This window comes from Streptomyces alkaliterrae, assembly GCF_007097205.2.
In the GTDB taxonomy this organism is placed as follows: domain Bacteria; phylum Actinomycetota; class Actinomycetes; order Streptomycetales; family Streptomycetaceae; genus Streptomyces; species Streptomyces alkaliterrae.
In genome coordinates this window covers 1-16,907 of record NZ_VJYK02000106.1, presented here as the reverse complement: position 1 = coordinate 16,907, position 16,907 = coordinate 1, and the positions used below count along the sequence as shown (strand labels likewise).

Annotated in this window: 18 protein-coding genes; 10 read left to right on the top strand and 8 right to left on the bottom strand. The window is 73.5% G+C overall.

Features of this window, described 5'->3' with window-relative positions:
• Window positions 1–432: Lrp/AsnC family transcriptional regulator (locus FNX44_RS12465; RefSeq protein ID WP_143648125.1), on the bottom strand; the 432-nt coding region annotated here is incomplete at its 3' end.
• A 199-nt stretch (window positions 433–631) separates the two neighbouring features.
• On the opposite strand from FNX44_RS12465, the gene FNX44_RS12460 reads away from it, so the two are divergent.
• Window positions 632–1,012: a hypothetical protein gene (locus FNX44_RS12460; RefSeq protein ID WP_143648124.1), complete on the top strand. Its 381-nt coding sequence runs from the start codon at window positions 632–634 to the stop codon at window positions 1,010–1,012.
• 130 nt (window positions 1,013–1,142) lie between these two features.
• Window positions 1,143–1,901, top strand: coding sequence for a DUF4142 domain-containing protein (locus FNX44_RS12455; protein WP_143648123.1), 759 nt, complete (start codon window positions 1,143–1,145; stop codon window positions 1,899–1,901).
• Window positions 1,902–2,082: 181 nt separating this feature from the next.
• Here the strand turns inward: FNX44_RS12455 and FNX44_RS12450 are convergent, their stop codons facing one another.
• Window positions 2,083–3,126 (bottom strand): PucR family transcriptional regulator, encoded by a 1,044-nt coding sequence (locus FNX44_RS12450; RefSeq protein WP_143648122.1) that lies wholly within the window; start codon window positions 3,124–3,126, stop codon window positions 2,083–2,085.
• A gap of 453 nt (window positions 3,127–3,579) precedes the next feature.
• Here FNX44_RS12450 and FNX44_RS12445 point away from each other — a divergent pair, with 453 nt between their 5' ends.
• The 4 genes from FNX44_RS12445 to FNX44_RS12430 all read left to right on the top strand — a co-directional run bounded on the left by FNX44_RS12445 (window position 3,580) and on the right by FNX44_RS12430 (window position 8,346).
• The gene (locus FNX44_RS12445) at window positions 3,580–4,323 is read left to right on the top strand and encodes a ferric reductase-like transmembrane domain-containing protein (RefSeq protein WP_181356277.1); all 744 of its coding nucleotides are present in this window, start codon (window positions 3,580–3,582) and stop codon (window positions 4,321–4,323) included.
• Window positions 4,311–5,822, top strand: a complete 1,512-nt coding sequence (locus FNX44_RS12440) for an NADH-ubiquinone oxidoreductase-F iron-sulfur binding region domain-containing protein (RefSeq protein WP_323369305.1) — start codon at window positions 4,311–4,313, stop codon at window positions 5,820–5,822. The genes FNX44_RS12445 and FNX44_RS12440 overlap by 13 nt, the downstream gene beginning before the upstream one ends.
• Before the next feature lie 238 nt (window positions 5,823–6,060).
• Entirely contained in the window at window positions 6,061–7,098 is a 1,038-nt protein-coding gene (locus tag FNX44_RS12435) for an SCO0930 family lipoprotein (protein WP_143648121.1), read from the top strand.
• A 213-nt stretch (window positions 7,099–7,311) separates the two neighbouring features.
• On the top strand, window positions 7,312–8,346 hold the full coding sequence (locus FNX44_RS12430; RefSeq protein WP_143648120.1) for a fibronectin type III domain-containing protein: 1,035 nt from the start codon (window positions 7,312–7,314) through the stop codon (window positions 8,344–8,346).
• A gap of 36 nt (window positions 8,347–8,382) precedes the next feature.
• Here the strand turns inward: FNX44_RS12430 and FNX44_RS12425 are convergent, their stop codons facing one another.
• The 4 genes from FNX44_RS12425 to FNX44_RS12410 all read right to left on the bottom strand — a co-directional run bounded on the left by FNX44_RS12425 (window position 8,383) and on the right by FNX44_RS12410 (window position 11,986).
• Window positions 8,383–9,048 (bottom strand): HAD family hydrolase, encoded by a 666-nt coding sequence (locus FNX44_RS12425; protein WP_143648119.1) that lies wholly within the window; start codon window positions 9,046–9,048, stop codon window positions 8,383–8,385.
• Window positions 9,045–9,548: a flavin reductase family protein gene (locus FNX44_RS12420; protein WP_407699144.1), complete on the bottom strand. Its 504-nt coding sequence runs from the start codon at window positions 9,546–9,548 to the stop codon at window positions 9,045–9,047. Before FNX44_RS12420 ends, FNX44_RS12425 begins: the two co-directional genes overlap by 4 nt.
• A 50-nt stretch (window positions 9,549–9,598) precedes the next feature.
• Window positions 9,599–10,564 (bottom strand): LLM class F420-dependent oxidoreductase, encoded by a 966-nt coding sequence (locus FNX44_RS12415; RefSeq protein WP_143648117.1) that lies wholly within the window; start codon window positions 10,562–10,564, stop codon window positions 9,599–9,601.
• A gap of 87 nt (window positions 10,565–10,651) precedes the next feature.
• Window positions 10,652–11,986 carry an NAD(P)/FAD-dependent oxidoreductase gene (locus FNX44_RS12410; protein WP_143648116.1) on the bottom strand — a complete coding sequence of 445 codons (1,335 nt, stop codon included), beginning with the start codon at window positions 11,984–11,986 and terminating at the stop codon, window positions 10,652–10,654.
• A gap of 188 nt (window positions 11,987–12,174) precedes the next feature.
• Between FNX44_RS12410 and FNX44_RS12405 the strand changes: the two genes are divergently transcribed.
• Both FNX44_RS12405 and FNX44_RS12400 read left to right on the top strand, forming a co-directional pair.
• On the top strand, window positions 12,175–12,420 hold the full coding sequence (locus tag FNX44_RS12405) for a DUF6480 family protein (RefSeq protein WP_143648115.1): 246 nt from the start codon (window positions 12,175–12,177) through the stop codon (window positions 12,418–12,420).
• A gap of 40 nt (window positions 12,421–12,460) precedes the next feature.
• Window positions 12,461–13,642 (top strand): zinc-dependent alcohol dehydrogenase, encoded by a 1,182-nt coding sequence (locus FNX44_RS12400; RefSeq protein ID WP_143648114.1) that lies wholly within the window; start codon window positions 12,461–12,463, stop codon window positions 13,640–13,642.
• Window positions 13,643–13,731: 89 nt separating this feature from the next.
• On the opposite strand, the gene FNX44_RS12395 is transcribed toward FNX44_RS12400, so the two are convergent.
• A complete protein-coding gene (locus FNX44_RS12395) occupies window positions 13,732–14,934 on the bottom strand; it encodes an FUSC family protein (protein WP_143648113.1) in 1,203 nt (400 codons plus the stop codon).
• A 42-nt stretch (window positions 14,935–14,976) separates the two neighbouring features.
• Window positions 14,977–15,873 carry a polysaccharide pyruvyl transferase family protein gene (locus tag FNX44_RS12390; protein WP_323369303.1) on the bottom strand — a complete coding sequence of 299 codons (897 nt, stop codon included), beginning with the start codon at window positions 15,871–15,873 and terminating at the stop codon, window positions 14,977–14,979.
• Between the two features lie 303 nt (window positions 15,874–16,176).
• Here FNX44_RS12390 and FNX44_RS12385 point away from each other — a divergent pair, with 303 nt between their 5' ends.
• Together FNX44_RS12385 and FNX44_RS12380 are read left to right on the top strand one after the other, a co-directional pair.
• Entirely contained in the window at window positions 16,177–16,563 is a 387-nt protein-coding gene (locus FNX44_RS12385; protein ID WP_143648112.1) for a DUF2795 domain-containing protein, read from the top strand.
• Window positions 16,564–16,644: 81 nt separating this feature from the next.
• Window positions 16,645–16,907, top strand: a 263-nt coding sequence (locus FNX44_RS12380; protein ID WP_143648111.1) for a DUF8129 domain-containing protein, incomplete at its 3' end; no start/stop codon positions are given.

Below are 16,907 nucleotides of genomic sequence, written 5' to 3'. Positions count from 1 at the left end.
TATAAGAGACAGCTCGTAGGGGGTGGAGAGCACGACGGTGGTGCGGGTGGAGACACCGGCTGCGGTGCGGACCCTGGCGAGCAGGTTCTCCAGTTCGGTGGGTGTGGCGACGCGGACCTTGAGGATGTAGTTCTCGTCGCCCGCGACGCTGTGGCAGGCCTCGATCTCGGGGATGTCGGCGAGCCGGTCGGCGATGTCGTCGGGGGCGCTGGGGTCGAACGGTTTGACCGAGATGAAGGCGGTCATGGGCAGCCCGACGGACTCGGCGTCGATGAGGGCGGTGTACCCCTTGATGACGCCGCGTTGTTCCAGTCGCCTGACGCGCTGGTGCACCGCCGAGGTGGACAGGCCGGTGGCCTTGCCCAGGTCGGTGTAGCTCATGCGCCCGTCCTTGACGAGCAGTTCCACGATCTGTCGGTCCAGCTGCTCCACAACAGGTCAACCTACTGCGTGCGGACCGTTCCGGCACAGTCCGGGAGGCCATGGGAGCACACGGGGGGCGCGGGGGTGTGAGGAATGCCACACATGTGCCCCTGTGTGCGCACGTGCGGGGAGATTATGCGGGGGTGGCGGCGGGAAGTGCTTGCTGTGGCCGGGCCCGAGTGCCCGACGGTCACCCAGAGGGGGAAGCATGCGGAGTGTCAGGCAGCACGGGGATTCGGAGCCTCGGGACGCGGTGAGCGGTTCCGACGTGCCGGAGGACGCGGAGTTCGAGGAGGCGCTGGACCTCCACCGGGTGCGCTGCCCGGAGTGCAGCAGGCCGATCGCGTTGTTCGCGGAGGAGGAGGTGCTGCCGCAGCACGCGGTGTGCGCCAGCCCGTGGGACCCGTTCGGCCTGACGGTGTGTGCCGGTTCGGGGGTGGCCGTGGCGGAGGCCGAGCCGGCCGCGGAACCGGCGGGCGAGGGTTCGGACATGGCGGCGCTGCTGACGCTGCCGGCGGGCCTGGACTGGCGGACGCAGCCGTTCTCGCACGCGGGTGTCGGCCGTGCGGCCGTGCGGCCGGCCGCCTGACGCGCGGAACGCTAGCACCCGGCGGCGGGGGCGGACGGGAGTTTGTCACACGAGGACGAAGCGTCTCTTGAAGGCGGGGCGGGGCGGTTAGCGTCCGGCGCACAAGTCCCATGCTTCGAGGAGAGGCTTGATGCGTCCCGTCAACGGCACACTCTTTGCTTCCGGACGGAACATGGCCACCGGCCTGGTCGTCCTCGCGCTTGTCCTCACACTGGCGGCGCTCCTGGTCCCCGTGCACGTCTACGACAACACCCGGCCCGCCGCGGCGGCGACGGTGACGTGGGACGACGACGGTCGGGGCACGATCGGCACGGAGTTCGGTCCGCTCACCGCGATGGACCGGGACTTCGTGCGCAAGGTGCGCCTGGCGGGCCTGTGGGAGCTGCCGGCCGGCAGGCAGGCGCAGGAGCGCACCAACCGGGAGGCGGTGCGCGAGGCGGGCAACCACCTGGTGGACGGTCACACCGAGCTCGACCGCCTGGCGATCGACGCGGGCCGGGCGCTCGGCGTGGAGCTGGCGAATCAGCCGAACGCGCAACAGCAGGCGTGGCTGGCGCAGATGAACGCCGCTCAGGGCGACGAGTTCGACCGGCTGTTCGCGAACATCCTGCGGCGGGCGCACGGCACGGTGTTCGGTCTGGTCGCGCAGGTGCGCGCGCAGACCCGCAACTCCATGGTGCGCACGCTGGCGACCCGGGCGAACGCCGTGGTGCTCGACCACATCACGGTGTTGGAGGCGACGGGTCTGGTGGACTTCGCGCAGTTGGACGGGCAGAGCGGCGCGGTGCCGGGACCGGCCGCGCCGACCGGTCAGGTGCCGCCGGCGGTGCCGATCGCGCCGTCGGTGCCCGGTGAGGCCCCCTCTCCGCAGCCGGCCGGATCGGAGTGAGACCGCCTGAGGCTGTCGGCTCCCGGGCTCGGACTCCCCGGGCCCGGGGTTCTTCAGGCGCGGATTCTCGGGCTCGGGACTCTTCGGGTTCCGGGCCTCTCGGCTGGCGCGAAGAAGGCGGCGGTGGGGGGCCGGCGGTGGCTGCCGGTCCCCCACCGCCGCCGGGTGGTGGGAAGTGGGGTCACAGACCGTTGACGCGGGCCTGGCGGGTCAGGCCCAGTGGTCGCATACCGGCCACCGCGACGCGGGCGCGTCGGGCGGGCCTGGTGTGCCGACGGACCTGGGCCATCAGTCGGCGGCTGCGGAGTGTCATCTCGAGTTCGAACCGGGTCCGCGGGTCGCGCAGCGCCGAGCCGAACAGTTTCTCGATCTGCCGCAGCCGGTAGCGGACGGTCTGCGGGTGGACCTGGAGGGTCTTGGCGGCCTCGGGTGCGCCGCCGCCCTCGAGCCAGGCGAGCAGGGTGACCTCCAGTCGCTCGCTCTGCCGGGGGGTCAGTTCCTCGAGTGGGCCGAGCCAGCGGCCGGCGAGCGCTCTGGCGAGCGTCTCGTCCTGGAGGAGGAGCAGCAGGGTCAGGTGGTCCTCGACGAACAGGGTCTCGTTGACGGGTCGGCTGGGTGCCAGGGCGAGCAGTCGCCTGGCCCAGCGCAGTGACGCGGCCGCGTCGGAGAGCGCGACGCCGTGTCCGACGGCGGCGACCCGGCCGCGCAGCGCGGTCTCCAGGGTGGCCCGGGTCTCGGCGCCCTGGTCGGGGACGAGCAGGCAGGCCTCTCCGTCGGCGAGGCTGAGCAGGGTGTCGCCCAGGCTCGCCGCGAGTTGGGTGGCCTCACCGGGGGAGGTGAGGACGACGGCCCGCACCCGTTCGGGCAGTGGCCAGCGTGCGGAGCGCGCCAGCTCCGGAAGTGGGGTCTCCAGGGCGCAGAGGTCGCCGGTGACGGCGGCGAACAGGTTGCGTCGTGCACGGTCGATGGGTACGGGGACGGCCACCGGCTTGCCGGTGGGGCGCTCACGCTGGGGCTCCTTCTGGTAGCCGAGCGCGGTGAGCAGCGCCTGCTCGACCGCCCAGTGCAGGTCCTCCCGGGATGTGGCGGCCGGGGACTTGTGGGCGGGCAGCGTCTGTCGCAGCACCTCCACCACCTGGTCGGTGATGGCGGGAAGTTCCTTTCTCAGAACGCGGGTCCACTCCCCTCGGGGGCGTGACCAGATGCGGTTGAGCAGTTCACACATCTCTACCTCGTTCCTGCCGGGGTGAGGTCCGGGCGGTCTCGATGCCCGGACCGTGGAGGCCCCCCTTTGCCAGTTCCCCGCCCTGGAAAGGGAGTTGAGCGCCCTCCACCACCCTCCCGGTTGGAGGGTGCCGATGTCCCGGACGCGCCGTCAGCGCCCCCAGGGAGCATCTGGACGGGCATCATCCGCAGCCCCGGAGTTGCTGGGCGACGCCGAGGCCGGAATTTGTCACAGGACGATAAATCTTATGAAGGTTTCGCGGAGTTCGGCAATGCTGCTGCATCCCGTCCACTGCTCTTTGGCGGCGCAAAGGGGAACAGCTACTACCTGCGGTAACAGACTTTCCCGCAGACGAGCTTCGCGAATTCCTCCCCCGCCGCCGGACCTGAGACATGTGTCGGGAATGTGCACACTCGGGAGGTCTTCACCTTGTCCCCACCCCTCACTCCGCCCATGACACCGCTGCGCACCGACGCCGGAGACAAGCGGGAGGAGCCGAACCAACGGCGCCGGCACGCGGGGTCCCGACCGGGCAGAGCGGCGCGACCGCCACGCCGTCTGGTCGTACTGCCGGTGGCCGGAGCGGTCCTGACGCTCCTGCTGTCGGCCGCCAGCGTCGGAGCCTTCGAACGGCTCACCCAGTTCCTGGACTTCGGCGCCGGCGTACTGGCGCTGGTGTCGCTAACCGGTACGGTCCTGTGGGGGCTCGCCGCCACCGACCGGTGGCTGCTCGGCTCCCCGCACCGACTGCTCGCCCAGGGCGTGCACCGGGGGCTGGCGGTGGCCGGCCTCGGTTTCCTCGTCCTGCACATCGGCGTGAAGATCGCCGAGAGCCGGACGACCGCGGCCGGGGCGGCGGTGCCCTTCGCGGACGGCTCCCAGCCGGTACTGGTCGGACTGGGCACGGTGGCCGGTTACCTGTTCCTGGCGGTCGCGGTGTCCGGGGTGGTGCGCGGCACGTTCGCGGCCCGCGGCAGCTCCCGCTACTGGCGCGCGCTGCACATGTGCGCGTACCCGGCGTGGTGCGCGGCGCTGGTACACGGCCTCAAGGCCGGGCGCGCGGCGGCCGGTTGGGTGACGTTCTCCTACGCGCTGTGTCTGCTCGGCGTCGCCGCCGCGCTGGTCCTGCGCGCGCTCTCCAGGCCCGACTCCCCGCCGAGCGGGGCGACCAGCAGGTGGCTTCCGTGGCTGAAATAACCCCCACCCTGTTGTCGGTCGGCCCGCCCAGGTTGCTGTCCGGCCTCGACCGGGTGGCACGGGTGGACCGGGTGACGCACCTGACCGTGCACGGCTCCCAACCGGACCTGCGCGCAGACGAGTTGGTCGACCTCGCGGAGAACATCGGACTACGGGGGCGGGGCGGGGCCGGGTTCCCGTTCGCCCGCAAGGTGCAGGCCGTCATGGACTCCGCGCGTCGACGCGGAACAGGTACGGCGGTGGTCGTCAACGGCAGCGAGGGCGAGCCGAGCTGTCTCAAGGACACCGCGCTGCTGCTGCACACGCCGCATCTTGTGCTGGACGGCGCCTCGCTGGCCGCCCGGGCGCTCGGTGCGGCCGAGGTGTGGCTCGGCGTGACCCGCGGGGACGTCGAGCAGTCGCTGCGTTCGGCGATCGCCGAACGCGGGCCCGCCGCGCCGGCACTGAAGGTCGCCAGGCTTCCCGAGCGGTTTGTCACCGGAGAGGGAAGCGCGCTCATCAGCGGCATCAGCCAAGCGCCGGCGCTGCCTTCGGGCCGCCGGGTGCGTTCCAGCGACAGCGGCCTGGGTGGGCTGCCGACGCTGCTGTCGAACACCGAGACCTACGCGCAGCTGTCGGTCGCCGCCCGGCTGGGCGCCCTGGACTACCGCTCCACCGGGTTGCCGGACGATCCCGGCACCACCCTGCTGACCGTGGCCGGCAACCGGGTGGTGGAGACCCCGACCGGGGTGCCGCTGTCCTACGTGCTCCAGGTGTGCGGGACGGGCCCGGGGCAGGGGGTGCTGATCGGCGGCTACCACGGCGGCTGGTTGACGGCCGACGCCGCGTCGTCGGTGTTGGTGTCCCGGGAGTCGATCGCCAAGGCCGGTGCCAGCCTCGGCGCGGGCGCGGTCATCCCGATCCCGCTGACCACCTGTCCTGCGGGCGAGGCGGTTCGGGTCGCGCGCTGGATGGCGGACGAGTCGGCGGGGCAGTGCGGCCCGTGCTTCATCGGACTTCCCGGCCTGGCCGACGACCTGGAGAAGGTGGTGCGCGGCGGCGGGCCGGGCGCGCTGGAGGCGGTACGCCGCCGGATGGACGCGGTGGCGCGTCGGGGCGCGTGCAGCCATCCCGACGGCACGATCCGCTTTGTGAAGACGGCGCTCGAGGTGTTCGCGGCGCACTTCTCCGCGCACGCGCTGGGCAGCGACTGCGGGCTTCCGGTGACCGGTGTGCTGCCGGTCTCGAAGGAGGCCCCTCCCGAGGTCAAGGCGCTGCCGTCGGCGAGCAGCCCCAAGGCGCTGCCTGGGCGGGAGACCGAACCGGCCGAGAAGCTGCTCGTGGACTGGACGCTGTGCCAGGGGCACGGGCTGTGCGCGGACGCCGCGCCCGGTGTGATCCGGCTGGGTGAGGACGGCTACCCGCAGCGGGCGGTCTCGGCGGTGCCGCCGGAGCTGCGCACCGAGGCTCTACGCGCGGTGCGTCGCTGTCCGGCGCTTGCTCTCCGACTCCAGAGCTGACCTCCGGCCGCCGCCCGACGCCGCTCCCACCTCTGGGGGGAGCGGCGTCCTTCTTTGTGACGAAGTGACAATTCCCGGTTGTCGAGGGAAGTTACTGAACGCCCTCGCGTCGGCCGCCGTACCCCCTGTCGACACGGAAGGCCGCCGGCGCCCCAGGCGAAGCCGGAGGGGCCGACCGTGCGGCAAGCGGCCGGAGAACGCCGGTCGGGCACACCATCAGGAAGTGGAGGGGAAGGCCATGAGGAACCGGCGGACCGTGTGGGTCGGGGCGGTGGTGGCCGCGCTCGTCGCGGCGACAAGCGCGTGTGGTGGCGACTCCGACGAGGGCCAGGGCGTGACGCCGGCCGGCGAGAGCTCCTCGCTCGCCCCGGACCTCGCGACCGGCGGATACGGCGCGGGAGCAGGTGCCGACCAGGCGGGCGCCCCCAGCCGCAGCGGACCGGCCGGCACGCTGGTGCTGCGCGAGGACGCCAAGCTGGGCGAGATCGTCACCGACAGCGCCGGCTGGACGCTGTACCGCTTCGAGAACGACACCGCGAAGCCGCCGAGTTCCAACTGCGACGGCGACTGCGCCAAGGCCTGGCCGCCGGTGCCGGCCGACGACGCGGCGGCGGCCGGCGGCATGGACCCCGAGCTGCTCGGCAAGGTGAAGCGGTCGGACGGCACCTCGCAGCTGACCCTCGGCGGCTGGCCCGTCTACCGCTATGCGCAGGACACCACGCCGGGCGACACCAAGGGCCAGGGCGTCGGCGGCAACTGGAACGTGCTGGCCGCCGACGGCGGCAAGGCATCGGTCCAGGACAGCGGCGGCTCCTCCGACGACACACCGGGCGCGGGCGAGGCGGATGACGACGACGCCGGTTCGGCCCCGGCCGGTGGCGGACCCGCGGGCGGCGACGAGCAGACCCAGCTGTCCGCGGTCAAGGACCCGGCGCTGGGGACGATCGTCGCCGACGCTCAGGGCCGCACGTTGTACCGTTTCGACAAGGACACCGCCTGGCCGATGAAGTCCAACTGCGAGGGCGAGTGCCTGAAGACGTGGAAGCCGGCGAAGCCGGTGGACAAGGCCGCGCTCAAGGGGATCGACCCGAAGATGATCTCCACGCTCAAGCGGTCGGACGGCAGCAGGCAGCTGGCGATCGACTGCTGGCCGGTGTACTGGTTCACCGGTGACAAGAAGGCGGGTGACACCACCGGTCACGGCGCGGGCGGCGTGTGGTGGGCGGTCACCCCGGACGGCAAGAAGGCCAATGGAGGTGCCCCCGCGGACTCCTGACAGCCCGTGATCGGAACCCGTGATCGGAAGGGGACGGCGGCCGGCCGTCCCCTTCCGGGTGTCCGGACCCGCCACGGCGTTCAGGTCCGAACCATTGACGCAGTGGTCTAGTCCTTCTAGCGTGCCGGTACGGCTGACCGAGGGTCTCGCCGCCCTCGGTGCGCCCGCTCCCCTGGACGCGGGCGCCCGTCCCCCACCTCGCGAGGAGCCTAGATGTCGGGCAGTACCAGCAGCCGGGGTCCGAGGCCCCGCCGACGGCCACCGGCCGGGCGTCGCCCCCACCGCAGCACCCTCGGCGCGCTCGGCGCACTCGTCGTCCTGCTGACCGCCGCGCCACTGGCCGGCTGCGGCCGGACCGCTCCCCCGCCGCCCGCTCCCACCGGCGTCACCGCGGACGCGGGCACCTCGACCTCGGTGCATGTGATGTGGAACAGCTCCACCGGCGAGGGCGGCGTCCGGGGCTACGAGATCTACCGGGACGGGAAGAAGGTCCAGGAGGTCCCCGGCGTCCGCCATATGGCGGACGTGGAGGGCCTGCGCCCGGAGCGGACCTACACCTTCACGGTCCGGGCCAGGGACGCGGCAGGCAACCTCTCCCGGGAGAGCACCCCGGTGACCGTCACCACCCGCGCGGCCGACACCGACGACAGCAGACCGCCGAGCGCTCCGGGCCGCCCCCGAGGCACTGTCGAGGGGCCCACCGCCGTCCTGCTGCGCTGGCAGGCGGCCAAGGACGACGTCGGCGTCACCGGTTACGACGTCCACCAGGGCGAGGCGCGGATCCACAGCGTCTCCGGCGAGGAGACCGAGGCGCTGCTGACCGGCCTGCGCCCCGGCACCCGCTACCGCTTCACCATCCGCGCCAGGGACGCCGCCGACAACGTGTCCCCGCCCAGCCCGGCGCTGACGCTCACCACGACCGACGGCGAGGGCGGCGGCGGAGCGGGTACGGCCCCGGCTGAGCTGACCGCGAAGGTGGCGAGCGAGGACGGCGCCCACTTCCTGGAGTTGTCCTGGACGCCGCCCCGGACCGGCGGTGTCGTCTCGGACTACCAGATCCACCTCAACGGGAAGTTCGCGACCACCCTCTCGTGGCGTGGCGAGGCGCCCCGGGGACGTGTCGAGCACCGCTTCTTCCTCACGCGGGAGGGCGGCGAGCGGTACCGGGTGAAGCTCCGCGCGCGGCTGCCGGACGGCACCTGGGGCGCGTTCTCGGCTGAGCGCGCGGTCACCACCCCGGAGGGTTGACGTTCCGGTGGCCGGGCCGCCGACGGCGTCGCAGCGTCAACGGACCGTCATGAACGGGGAGGCGGGAAGCTCGGCCAGCAACTGCGCGGGGTCGCGGTAGACGGTGCGGGCGCCCGCCTGGACCAGGTCGGCCCGCGGCACGCCGCCGCACAGCACCGCCACCGGCACCGCGCCGTCCGAGACCGCCGCCCGCATGTCCCACACCGAGTCGCCGACGAACACCGTGCGCTCGGCCGGTGCGCCGACGGCCTCGCGGGCCAGGCGCACGGGTTCGGGCGCGGGCTTGCCCTCGCTGACGTCGTCGGCGCTGGCGGTGTGCGCGATGACGTCGTCCGCGTTGATCGCCCGGCGCAGCGCGGCGAGTTCGGTACCGGTCGCCGAGGTGGCAAGCACCACCTGCCAGCCCAGGTCGGCCAGCGCGCGCAGCAGCTCGGGTACGCGCCGGAAGGCGGCGAGGCGTTCGAAGTAGGTGGCGTACAGGATGGAGTGCGCGTCGCTGAGCGGGCCGTCGCGGCGCGTGTCGCGATCGGGTCCGAGCAGTTCGGCCACCAGATCGGGGCCCGGTCGGCCCAGTGCCCGGTGCACGGCGGACATCTCGACGGTGTGTCCGGCCTGCCGGAACGCCTCCCACCAGCTGACGGCGTGCAGGTAGTTGGTGTCGACGAGGGTTCCGTCGACGTCGAAGACCGCGGCGCGGGTCATGGGCGTTCCTCCTCGTGGTGCGCGGACTCCGGATCCGCGGGCTCCGGGTGCACGGGATGGCCTGCGGTGATGTGGAGCGTGTCGGCGAGCGTCAGATGTGCGCCGCGCGGCCCGACCGGCCCGCCGGGGCGGGGGCCGCACTCCACCGGGTCGAGCAGGAACGCCTCGTGGTCGCCGCCGTCGAACCGGCCGAGCACCCGTCCGACGAACCACGCCGTCGCCTGGCGCAGGATCGGTGCGCCGCCGGGCCCCGGGCGCCAGGGCAGACCGGCGAACTTGTCGACCTCGTCCCCGCTGCGCCCGCCGAAGAGTTCGGCCAACTGCCGCTGGTCGGGCGCGAGCAGGTGGGCGGCGAGATGGCTGGCGGTGCCGGCGACCCGGTGGGTGTGGTTCACCCGGGAGAGCCAGACCGTGAAGCGCACCGGTTCCAGCGAGCACTGACTGGCGAAGCCGACGAGGCAGCCGGCCGTCTCGCCGGCCGCGCCGCGGGCGGTGACCACGTAGACCGGATAGTCCAAAAGGTCCGTGAGCGCCCGTGCGGCCGGTCGGTTCACAGCTCGCGCAGGGCGGGCAGCAGCTTCGTCCGCGCCCACTCCAGGAACGGCTCCTGCTGGTCGCCGCCGATCTGGACGAGGGCGATCTCGGTGAAGCCGGCGTCGTGGAAGGCGCGTACGGCCTCGACGAAGGCGTCGACGTCGTCACCGCAGGGCACGGTGTCCGCGACGTCCTCCGGGCGGACCTGCCCGGTGGCGCCCTCGAACGCGAGGGGCCCCTCCAGCTGGGCGTTGACCGGCCACGGGCCGAGCGACCAGCGGAACTGGTCGTGGGCGCGGGCGACCGCGGCCGACCTGTCGGGGTCGTAGCAGACGGGCAGCTGGCCGACCCTGGGCTTGCCGCTGCCGCCGTGCCGGTCGAAGTCCCGCAGGAGGGTGCCGTTCGGTTCGGTGGCGATCACCAGGTCGGCGAGGCGGCCGGCGATCTCGCACGAGCGGGGTCCGGAGACGGCGACACCGATGGGCGGCGGCTCCTCGGGCAGGTCCCACAGCCGGGCGTTGGCGACGTCGAAGTGCGGGCCGTGGTGGTTGACGTTGCCGCCGGCGAACAGCGCACGGATGATCCCGACCGCCTCCTCCAGCATCTCCAGGCGGACCCCCGGGGTCGGCCAGCCGGCCCCGACGACGTGCTCGTTGAGGTTCTCGCCTGAGCCGAGGCCGAGTCGGAAGCGCCCCTGGGAGAGCAGTTGCACGGTGGCCGCCTTCTGCGCGACGACCGCCGGGTGGTAGCGGACGGTCGGGCAGGTCACGTAGGTCATCAGCGGGATGCGGCTGGTGGCCTGGGCGGCGGCGCCCAGCACGCTCCAGGCGTAGGGCGAGTGGCCCTGGGAGGCGAGCCAGGGGAAGTAGTGGTCGGACGTCACCGAGAAGTCGAAGCCGGCCCGCTCGGCGGCGACGACGTGGTCGACGAGTTCCCTGGGGCCGGCCTGCTCGGTCATCATCGTGTACCCGATTCGCACCATGTTCGCCGTTTTGCCGCGATTCCCGCGGGTGAAACCCCCGCGCGTCACAACCATGCCGATGCCGCAGCGTCAACCGCCGGCCGGTGCTCAGCGCCCGGCGCCGGCACCCACGTGCCGCGGCGCGTCCGGCGACTCCGACTCCAGCGGCACCGCGCCCGACGGCACCAGGCCCAGCTGCACCCCGTGCCGGGGAAGCACGGCGTCCAGCGCCCAGTCCGCGGCCACCCTGGTCCGGTTGCCCGGCATCGAGAGCAGGTGGTAGCCGCGGGTCAGGCCGCCCGCGAGCGGGCCGGAGAGCGGCACCCTCAGCGGGTTGGCGGCCGCCTGCAGCCCGCCGAGGTCGACCAGGAAGCCCAGGTCGTGGTGCTTGTAGGGGCGGGGAACGCCCTGACCGCAGCTGGCCGCCACGTTGTGGGCCGCCGTCCGGCCCTGCCGCTGGGCGTGCTGCGCGGTCATCGCCGTCAGCTTCCCCGGGCGGGTCAGGTCCGGTACGGCCGCCGCGTCGCCGCAGGCGAAGACTTCCGGACGGCCCGGCACCCGCAGGTACTCGTCCACGCACAGCCGGCCGCCCTCCAGCTCCAGTCCGAGCGAGGCCACCAGCGGGTCGGGGCGGGCGCCCACACACCAGATCAGCGACCGACTGGCGACGAACTCGCCGTCCTCCAGCCGCACACCGTCCGGGCGGGCCTCGGCGACGCTGGTCCCGGTGCGCACCTCCACACCGCGTGCGCGCAGCACCCGGTCGGCGGTCCGCGACAGCCGTTCGTCCAGTTCCGGCAGCACCCGGTCGGCGATGTCCAGCAGGAGCCAGCGCGGCCTCGGGCCGTCGCGCAGCCCCTCGTTGCGTCGGGCGAGGGCGTCGGTGAGCAGCACACCCTGGGCGGCCACCTCGGTACCGGTGTAACCGGCGCCCACCACGACAAACGTGGTGCGGGCCGACCGCTCCTCGGACGAGTCGCTCGCTCCGGCCATCTCCACCTGGCGGGTGAGGTGATCGCGCAGATAGAGCGCCTCGGGCATGCCGCGGAAGCCGTGCGCGTGCTCGGCGACGCCGGGGATCGGCAGCAGCTTGTGCACGCTGCCGACGGCCAGCACCAGCCGGTCGTAGGTCAGCTCGCCCCGGTTCCCCTCGGGGTCGGCGTAACCGATGCGGCGGCCCGGCAGATCCAGCGTGTCGACCTCGCCCAGGACCAGCCGGACGCCCGGCAGGGTGCCCGTCAGCGAGACCGACACCCGTCGCGGTTCCAGCACGCCGGCGGCGACCTGGGGCAGCAGCGGCAGGTAGAGGAAGTAGTCGTTCGGGTTGACCAGCACGATCTCGGCGGCACCGCCCGCCCGACGGCTGAGCTGCCGGGCGCACTGATAGCCCGCGAAGCCGGCTCCGACGATCACGATCCGGGGGCGGCGTGCGGAATGGTTCATAGGGCTGCTCCACGGTGGCGGGTTCACCGGGCCGGCGGCAGGCGCCGGGCGGGCGTCCGCACGCCGGTCCCGGACGGCTCACGGCTGGCTCGGGTACCCGAGCCCCGGTACGCGGAAACACCAGGACACGGCGCCAGGCACGGTGGCGCCCGGGGTGTAAGTCCGGCGGATGCAGGTACCCGCAGGGCATGGACGCACAGAACCATGACCCGGACTCGGAGCAGGCGCCCGGGCGGAAGGCCCACAGCGGGCCGCCGCCCGGTGAGACCCCGCCGGGCGAGGGCGGCCTCTCCGGGGCCGGCCCCCGGGAGACGCACAACCCCACCAAGGGCTGGTCGGTGGCCCCGCTGACCGCGCTGCTCGTAGTCGTCGCGCTGTTCGTGGCGTTCTTCCTGACGTACGCCATCTGGATCGCGGTCGGCGGCATCGGCTGAGCCGAGACGGACAGCCGGGCTGACGGACGGAGGATGCCGTATGAAGGCGGCGGTGTGGCACGGGCGGCGTGACGTGCGGATCGAGGACGTCCCCGACCCGCGGGTACGCGAGCCGACGGACGCGGTGATCAGGGTGACCTCAAGCGGGCTGTGCGGTTCGGACCTGCATCTGTACGAGGTACTGGGGCCGTTCATGACCCCCGGGGACGTGCTGGGGCACGAACCGATGGGAGTGGTCGAGGAGGTCGGCGCCGAGGTGGGCGGGCTGGCGCCCGGAGACCGGGTGGTGGTGCCCTTCCAGATCGCCTGCGGGTCGTGCTTCATGTGCGACCGGGGACTCCAGACCCAGTGCGAGACCACCCAGGTCCGCGAGGAGGGCAGCGGCGCAGCGCTGTTCGGCTACACCCGGCTGTACGGCGGCGTGCCCGGCGCGCAGGCCGAGTACCTGCGGGTGCCGCGCGCCGACTACGGGCCGGTCAAGGTCCCGCAGGACGTGCCCGAGGACCGCTATCTGTTCCTGTCCGACGTGCTGCCCACGGCATGGCAGGCCGTCGCCTACGCGGACGTGCCCGAGGGCGGCACACTCGCGGTGCTGGGGCTCGGGCCGATCGGCGACATGTGCTGCCGGATCGCCCTGCACCAGGGGGTGCGGCAGGTGGTCGGCGTGGACCTGGTACCCGAACGGCTCGCCCGCGCCGGCGAACGCGGCGTGCACACCGTGGACCTGCGCGAGGTCGAGGACCCGGCCGAGGCGGTGCGCGAGCTGACCGACGGCCGGGGCGCGGACAGCGTCATCGACGCCGTCGGCATGGAGGCGCACGGCAGTCCCGTCGCGCGGTTCGCGCACAACGCGGTCTCCGTGCTGCCCGACGCGCTCTCCGAGAAGCTCATGACCAGGGCGGGCGTGGACCGGCTCGCCGCCCTGCAGACGGCCATCGACATGGTCCGCAGGGGCGGCACGATCTCGCTGAGCGGCGTCTACGGCGGCATGGCCGACCCGCTGCCGATGCTGACGCTGTTCGACAAGCAGATCCAGCTGCGGATGGGCCAGGCCAACGTGCGGCGGTGGGTGCCCGACATCCTGCCGCTGCTGACCGAGCAGGACCCGTTGGGGGTCGACGAGTTCGCGACCCACCACGTACCGCTCTCCCAGGCGCCCGAGGCCTACGAGATGTTCCAGCACAAGGACGACGGGGCCGTGAAGGTCGTCTTCCGCCCCTGAGGCGGTCCGACGACCCCGGGCAGACACGGCGCGGCGTCCGCGTGGTCCCGGGCGCCGCGCCCCACCGCACCGGCTGACCGACCGGGAAGTCAGCCGTCGACCTGGCGGACGAGGCGACGGGCGTCGGCGAGCAGCGGCCCGACCATCTCCACGGTGTCCGGGCCCGGTCGCGGCGCGTCGGCGATCCGGTGCCGAAGCCGGTCGTGGCCGGCAATCGCCCGGGCCGCCGCGTCCCGCACGGTGAACTGCTCCTGTCTGCCGCTGCTGGTGACAAAGCCGCCGTACGCCTCGACGGCGTCGGCCACGTCGCGCAGCAGTGCCCGGTAGTCGCTCCTGAGCCAGGACTCGAGGAGGGGCGGGCGGACCTCCCGCCGGGCGTCGGAGTCGGAGTCCTCCGCCCGGCGGGCGGCCTCGGACCGGGCGGCCTCGGCGAGCGTACGGGCGATCTCCTCGGTGTGGTCGGCCACGTGCCACAGCGCGTTGACCACGTCGCGGGAGGTGTAGTCGGGCGGCAGGGCGGTGCCGCTGCGCCGGTGGCGGATGTTCATCCGCAGGCTCTCCTCGTCCCACGCCAGGGCCGACCGGACCTCCTCCGCCAGTCGCGGCAGCCGCTCGGCACGTTCCACCCACGCCTCCGCGCGCCACTCGTCGGCTTCCTCGGCCAGGCCGTCGGCCATGTCCCGCAGGAGGTCGGCGGCCTCCCCGGTGGTCGAGCGGATCGCCTCAAGGGCGTTCCGCAGGTACCGGGGCGGCCGCACCAGGGCGTTGACGGCGATACCCACCACGGCCCCGATCAGCGCGGCGGCCACCCGTTCGGCGCTGATCAGCAGCGTCAGCGGCCCGCCGACCAGTGCGAAGATCGCCGACGTGGCCACGTGGATACCCTGGCTGCCCAGGCTCGGCAGGTTGCCGATCAGCAGGGTCACGGGCAGCACGAGCGCCATGGCGAGGATCTGGTTGTCCAACGCCAGTGCGGTGCCGGTGGCCAGCGCGGTGCCGAGCACGATGGCCAGCGCCTGGCGCACGCCCTGGGACAGCGACTGGTAGACGGTCGCCTGCACGAGCACCACGGCGACCCAGGGCGCCATAAGGCTCAGGCTGTCGGCGAGCAGGGTGCTGGCCAACGCCCATGCCACCAGTGCCGCCAGAGCGGACTTCAGGGACTGGGCGGCGAGATCCCGCTCCCGGCCCTCTTCCCGTACCGCCCGCACGGCGGAGTCGAGGACAAGGCCGCCGTCGCGTCGCACCGCATGCCACGGCTCCGCCGGCCGGAAGCGGCCGAACGATCCCATCTCTGCCCTCCGGGTTCGGGGTGGGGCGGCCGGTCGGGCCGGTCAGCGCAGCAGCGCGACAAGCCGGTCGAGTTGGTCGTCGTCCCGGCGGCCGAGCAGCGCCGCGCGCGCCCGGCGCGCCCGGGCCGGACCGCTGGTGAGACACCACGTCCACCAGCGGTCCAGTTCCGGGCCGGTCAGCCGCTCGACCGGCACCAGCGCCGGCCAGCCGCAGGCCCGGGCCTGGGCGGTGACCTCGGCGCCGCCGTCCACAGGGTCGACGGCAAGCACCGGTACTCCGGCGCGCAGCGCCAGGACGAGCCCGTGCAGCCGGTCGGTCACCACCAGGTCAAAACGGGTGAGCAGCGCCTGGCACTGGTCGGCGGTGCGGCACAGGCGCCAGTCGTCGCGGCCGAGTCCGGTGTCGAGGTCGGCGAAGGCGCAGTCCCGCCCGGGCAGCCAGTCCGCGAGGGCGTCGGCGACCCTCCGGTGGCGGCTGTCGCCGTCCTCGCCCGGGCCGTGGGTGAGCACGACCGCGGCGACCGGTGGCGGGCCGCCGGCGGGCCGGGCGGCGAGGGAGAGGTCGGGTTCGGGCGGCAGTCCGGCGGCGTCGCGGGCCAGCACGTGGTGGAAGCCGCGCACGGCGTCGGCGTCCGGGTCGACGACCGAGACGCCGACGGCGATCCGCAGGCAGTGCGCGAAGCGGGTGTGCAGCGCGGCGACCTGCTCGCCGTGGGCCGGGCCGCACAGGAACACCAGCCGCCCGAACTCCTCGGCGGGCACCTCCTCGAGCGCGGGCCGGCCGCCCGCGGCGAGTCCCGGGCTCCAGGCGGTCTCGTGGGGCAGTCCCGCGTCGGTCAGGGCGTCCTGGACGGCCCGCAGGGCCAGCAGGTCGCCCGCCGTCGCCTCACCGTCGGGGAAGCTGAACCACCCGATCAGCAGGGTTTTGTCCGGCGGCACGTGGGCACTCCGTCTCGCGTCATCGGGTCTTCCGCGGCTTCTGGTGGTTCTGCGGCTCGGGCCGGCCGTCGGAGGCTGCCGGCCCGAGCGTCGCTCCCGTCATCTCACGGAGGCTCGGCCGAAGGCAACAAGACGCGCCCGCCGCCGCACCCGGTACCTGGCCGCGCGGTGCCGCGCGAGGACGGTTTGCCCGGTCGTCGGGGCGGCTACCCGTACTGGCGGGTCCGCGTCCCACGCGCCCGCGCGACGGGCACGACCACGGCACGGCCCGGACCGATCGGCCCTCGACTCGAGGAGGCGGCAGTGGAACGAGGCAGCGACAAGCTCAGCCCGCGCCAGGACGAGGAGATGAAGCACGAACTCCAGGGTCGGCTGCGCGCCGACCATCCCACCCGGGTGGAGGAGTGGCGGGACCCCGAGCCCCTCGCCGAAGACGACCCGGCGCTGGCCGCCGGTCCCGTCGGACGACCGGGCGCTCCGGGTGAGGACCCGCTGCAGGAGCTGCGGCTGGATCTCGCACGTCACCTGGGACGGCACGGCTTCCCCGCGGACCGTGGGCAGTTGGAGGGGGACCTGACCGCGCGGCACGCCCCCGACCGACTGGTCGAGGCCGTGCGCCGGCTGCCCGCCGACCGCTCCTTCGTCGACGTGCAGGACGTGGTGACCACGCTCGGCCGCTCCGGCGACTGACCGCACCCCCGAGAGGGGCCGCCTTCCCCGCACATCCTCTCGACATCCTTGGCAGCCCGCTTCCGAAAGGCAGGACAGCTCATGGCAACCGATCTGCCGTTGCCCGACTTCGACCAGCTCTCCCCGGGCGATCTCGAGCACCGGGTGCGAGCGCTGGACCGCGGGCAGCTCGAACGGCTGCTGGCCCACGAACGTGACCACGCCGACCGTCCGGCGGTCCGCGCCCTGCTGGAGAACCGGATGCGGCAACTGGACGAGGGCGCCGAGCGCTCCCCCGGCGGCGACGCCGAGCAGCCGCCGTCCGGCCAGGCGCCGCCCGCCGGGTCCCCCGTCAGCCCCGACAC

Bases quoted from the DNA above. Each gene is read 5' to 3' on its own strand.
- FNX44_RS12405 (WP_143648115.1), top strand. From the start codon at position 12,175: ATGGACGCACAGAACCATGACCCGGACTCGGAGCAGGCGCCCGGGCGG.
- FNX44_RS12425 (WP_143648119.1), bottom strand. From the start codon at position 9,048: ATGACCCGCGCCGCGGTCTTCGACGTCGACGGAACCCTCGTCGACACC.
- FNX44_RS12430 (WP_143648120.1), top strand. From the start codon at position 7,312: ATGTCGGGCAGTACCAGCAGCCGGGGTCCGAGGCCCCGCCGACGGCCA.
- FNX44_RS12395 (WP_143648113.1), bottom strand. From the start codon at position 14,934: ATGGGATCGTTCGGCCGCTTCCGGCCGGCGGAGCCGTGGCATGCGGTG.
- FNX44_RS12450 (WP_143648122.1), bottom strand. From the start codon at position 3,126: ATGTGTGAACTGCTCAACCGCATCTGGTCACGCCCCCGAGGGGAGTGG.
- FNX44_RS12400 (WP_143648114.1), top strand. From the start codon at position 12,461: ATGAAGGCGGCGGTGTGGCACGGGCGGCGTGACGTGCGGATCGAGGAC.
- FNX44_RS12410 (WP_143648116.1), bottom strand. From the start codon at position 11,986: ATGAACCATTCCGCACGCCGCCCCCGGATCGTGATCGTCGGAGCCGGC.
- FNX44_RS12415 (WP_143648117.1), bottom strand. From the start codon at position 10,564: ATGGTGCGAATCGGGTACACGATGATGACCGAGCAGGCCGGCCCCAGG.
- FNX44_RS12445 (WP_181356277.1), top strand. From the start codon at position 3,580: ATGACACCGCTGCGCACCGACGCCGGAGACAAGCGGGAGGAGCCGAAC.
- FNX44_RS12455 (WP_143648123.1), top strand. From the start codon at position 1,143: ATGCGTCCCGTCAACGGCACACTCTTTGCTTCCGGACGGAACATGGCC.
- FNX44_RS12435 (WP_143648121.1), top strand. From the start codon at position 6,061: ATGAGGAACCGGCGGACCGTGTGGGTCGGGGCGGTGGTGGCCGCGCTC.
- FNX44_RS12460 (WP_143648124.1), top strand. From the start codon at position 632: ATGCGGAGTGTCAGGCAGCACGGGGATTCGGAGCCTCGGGACGCGGTG.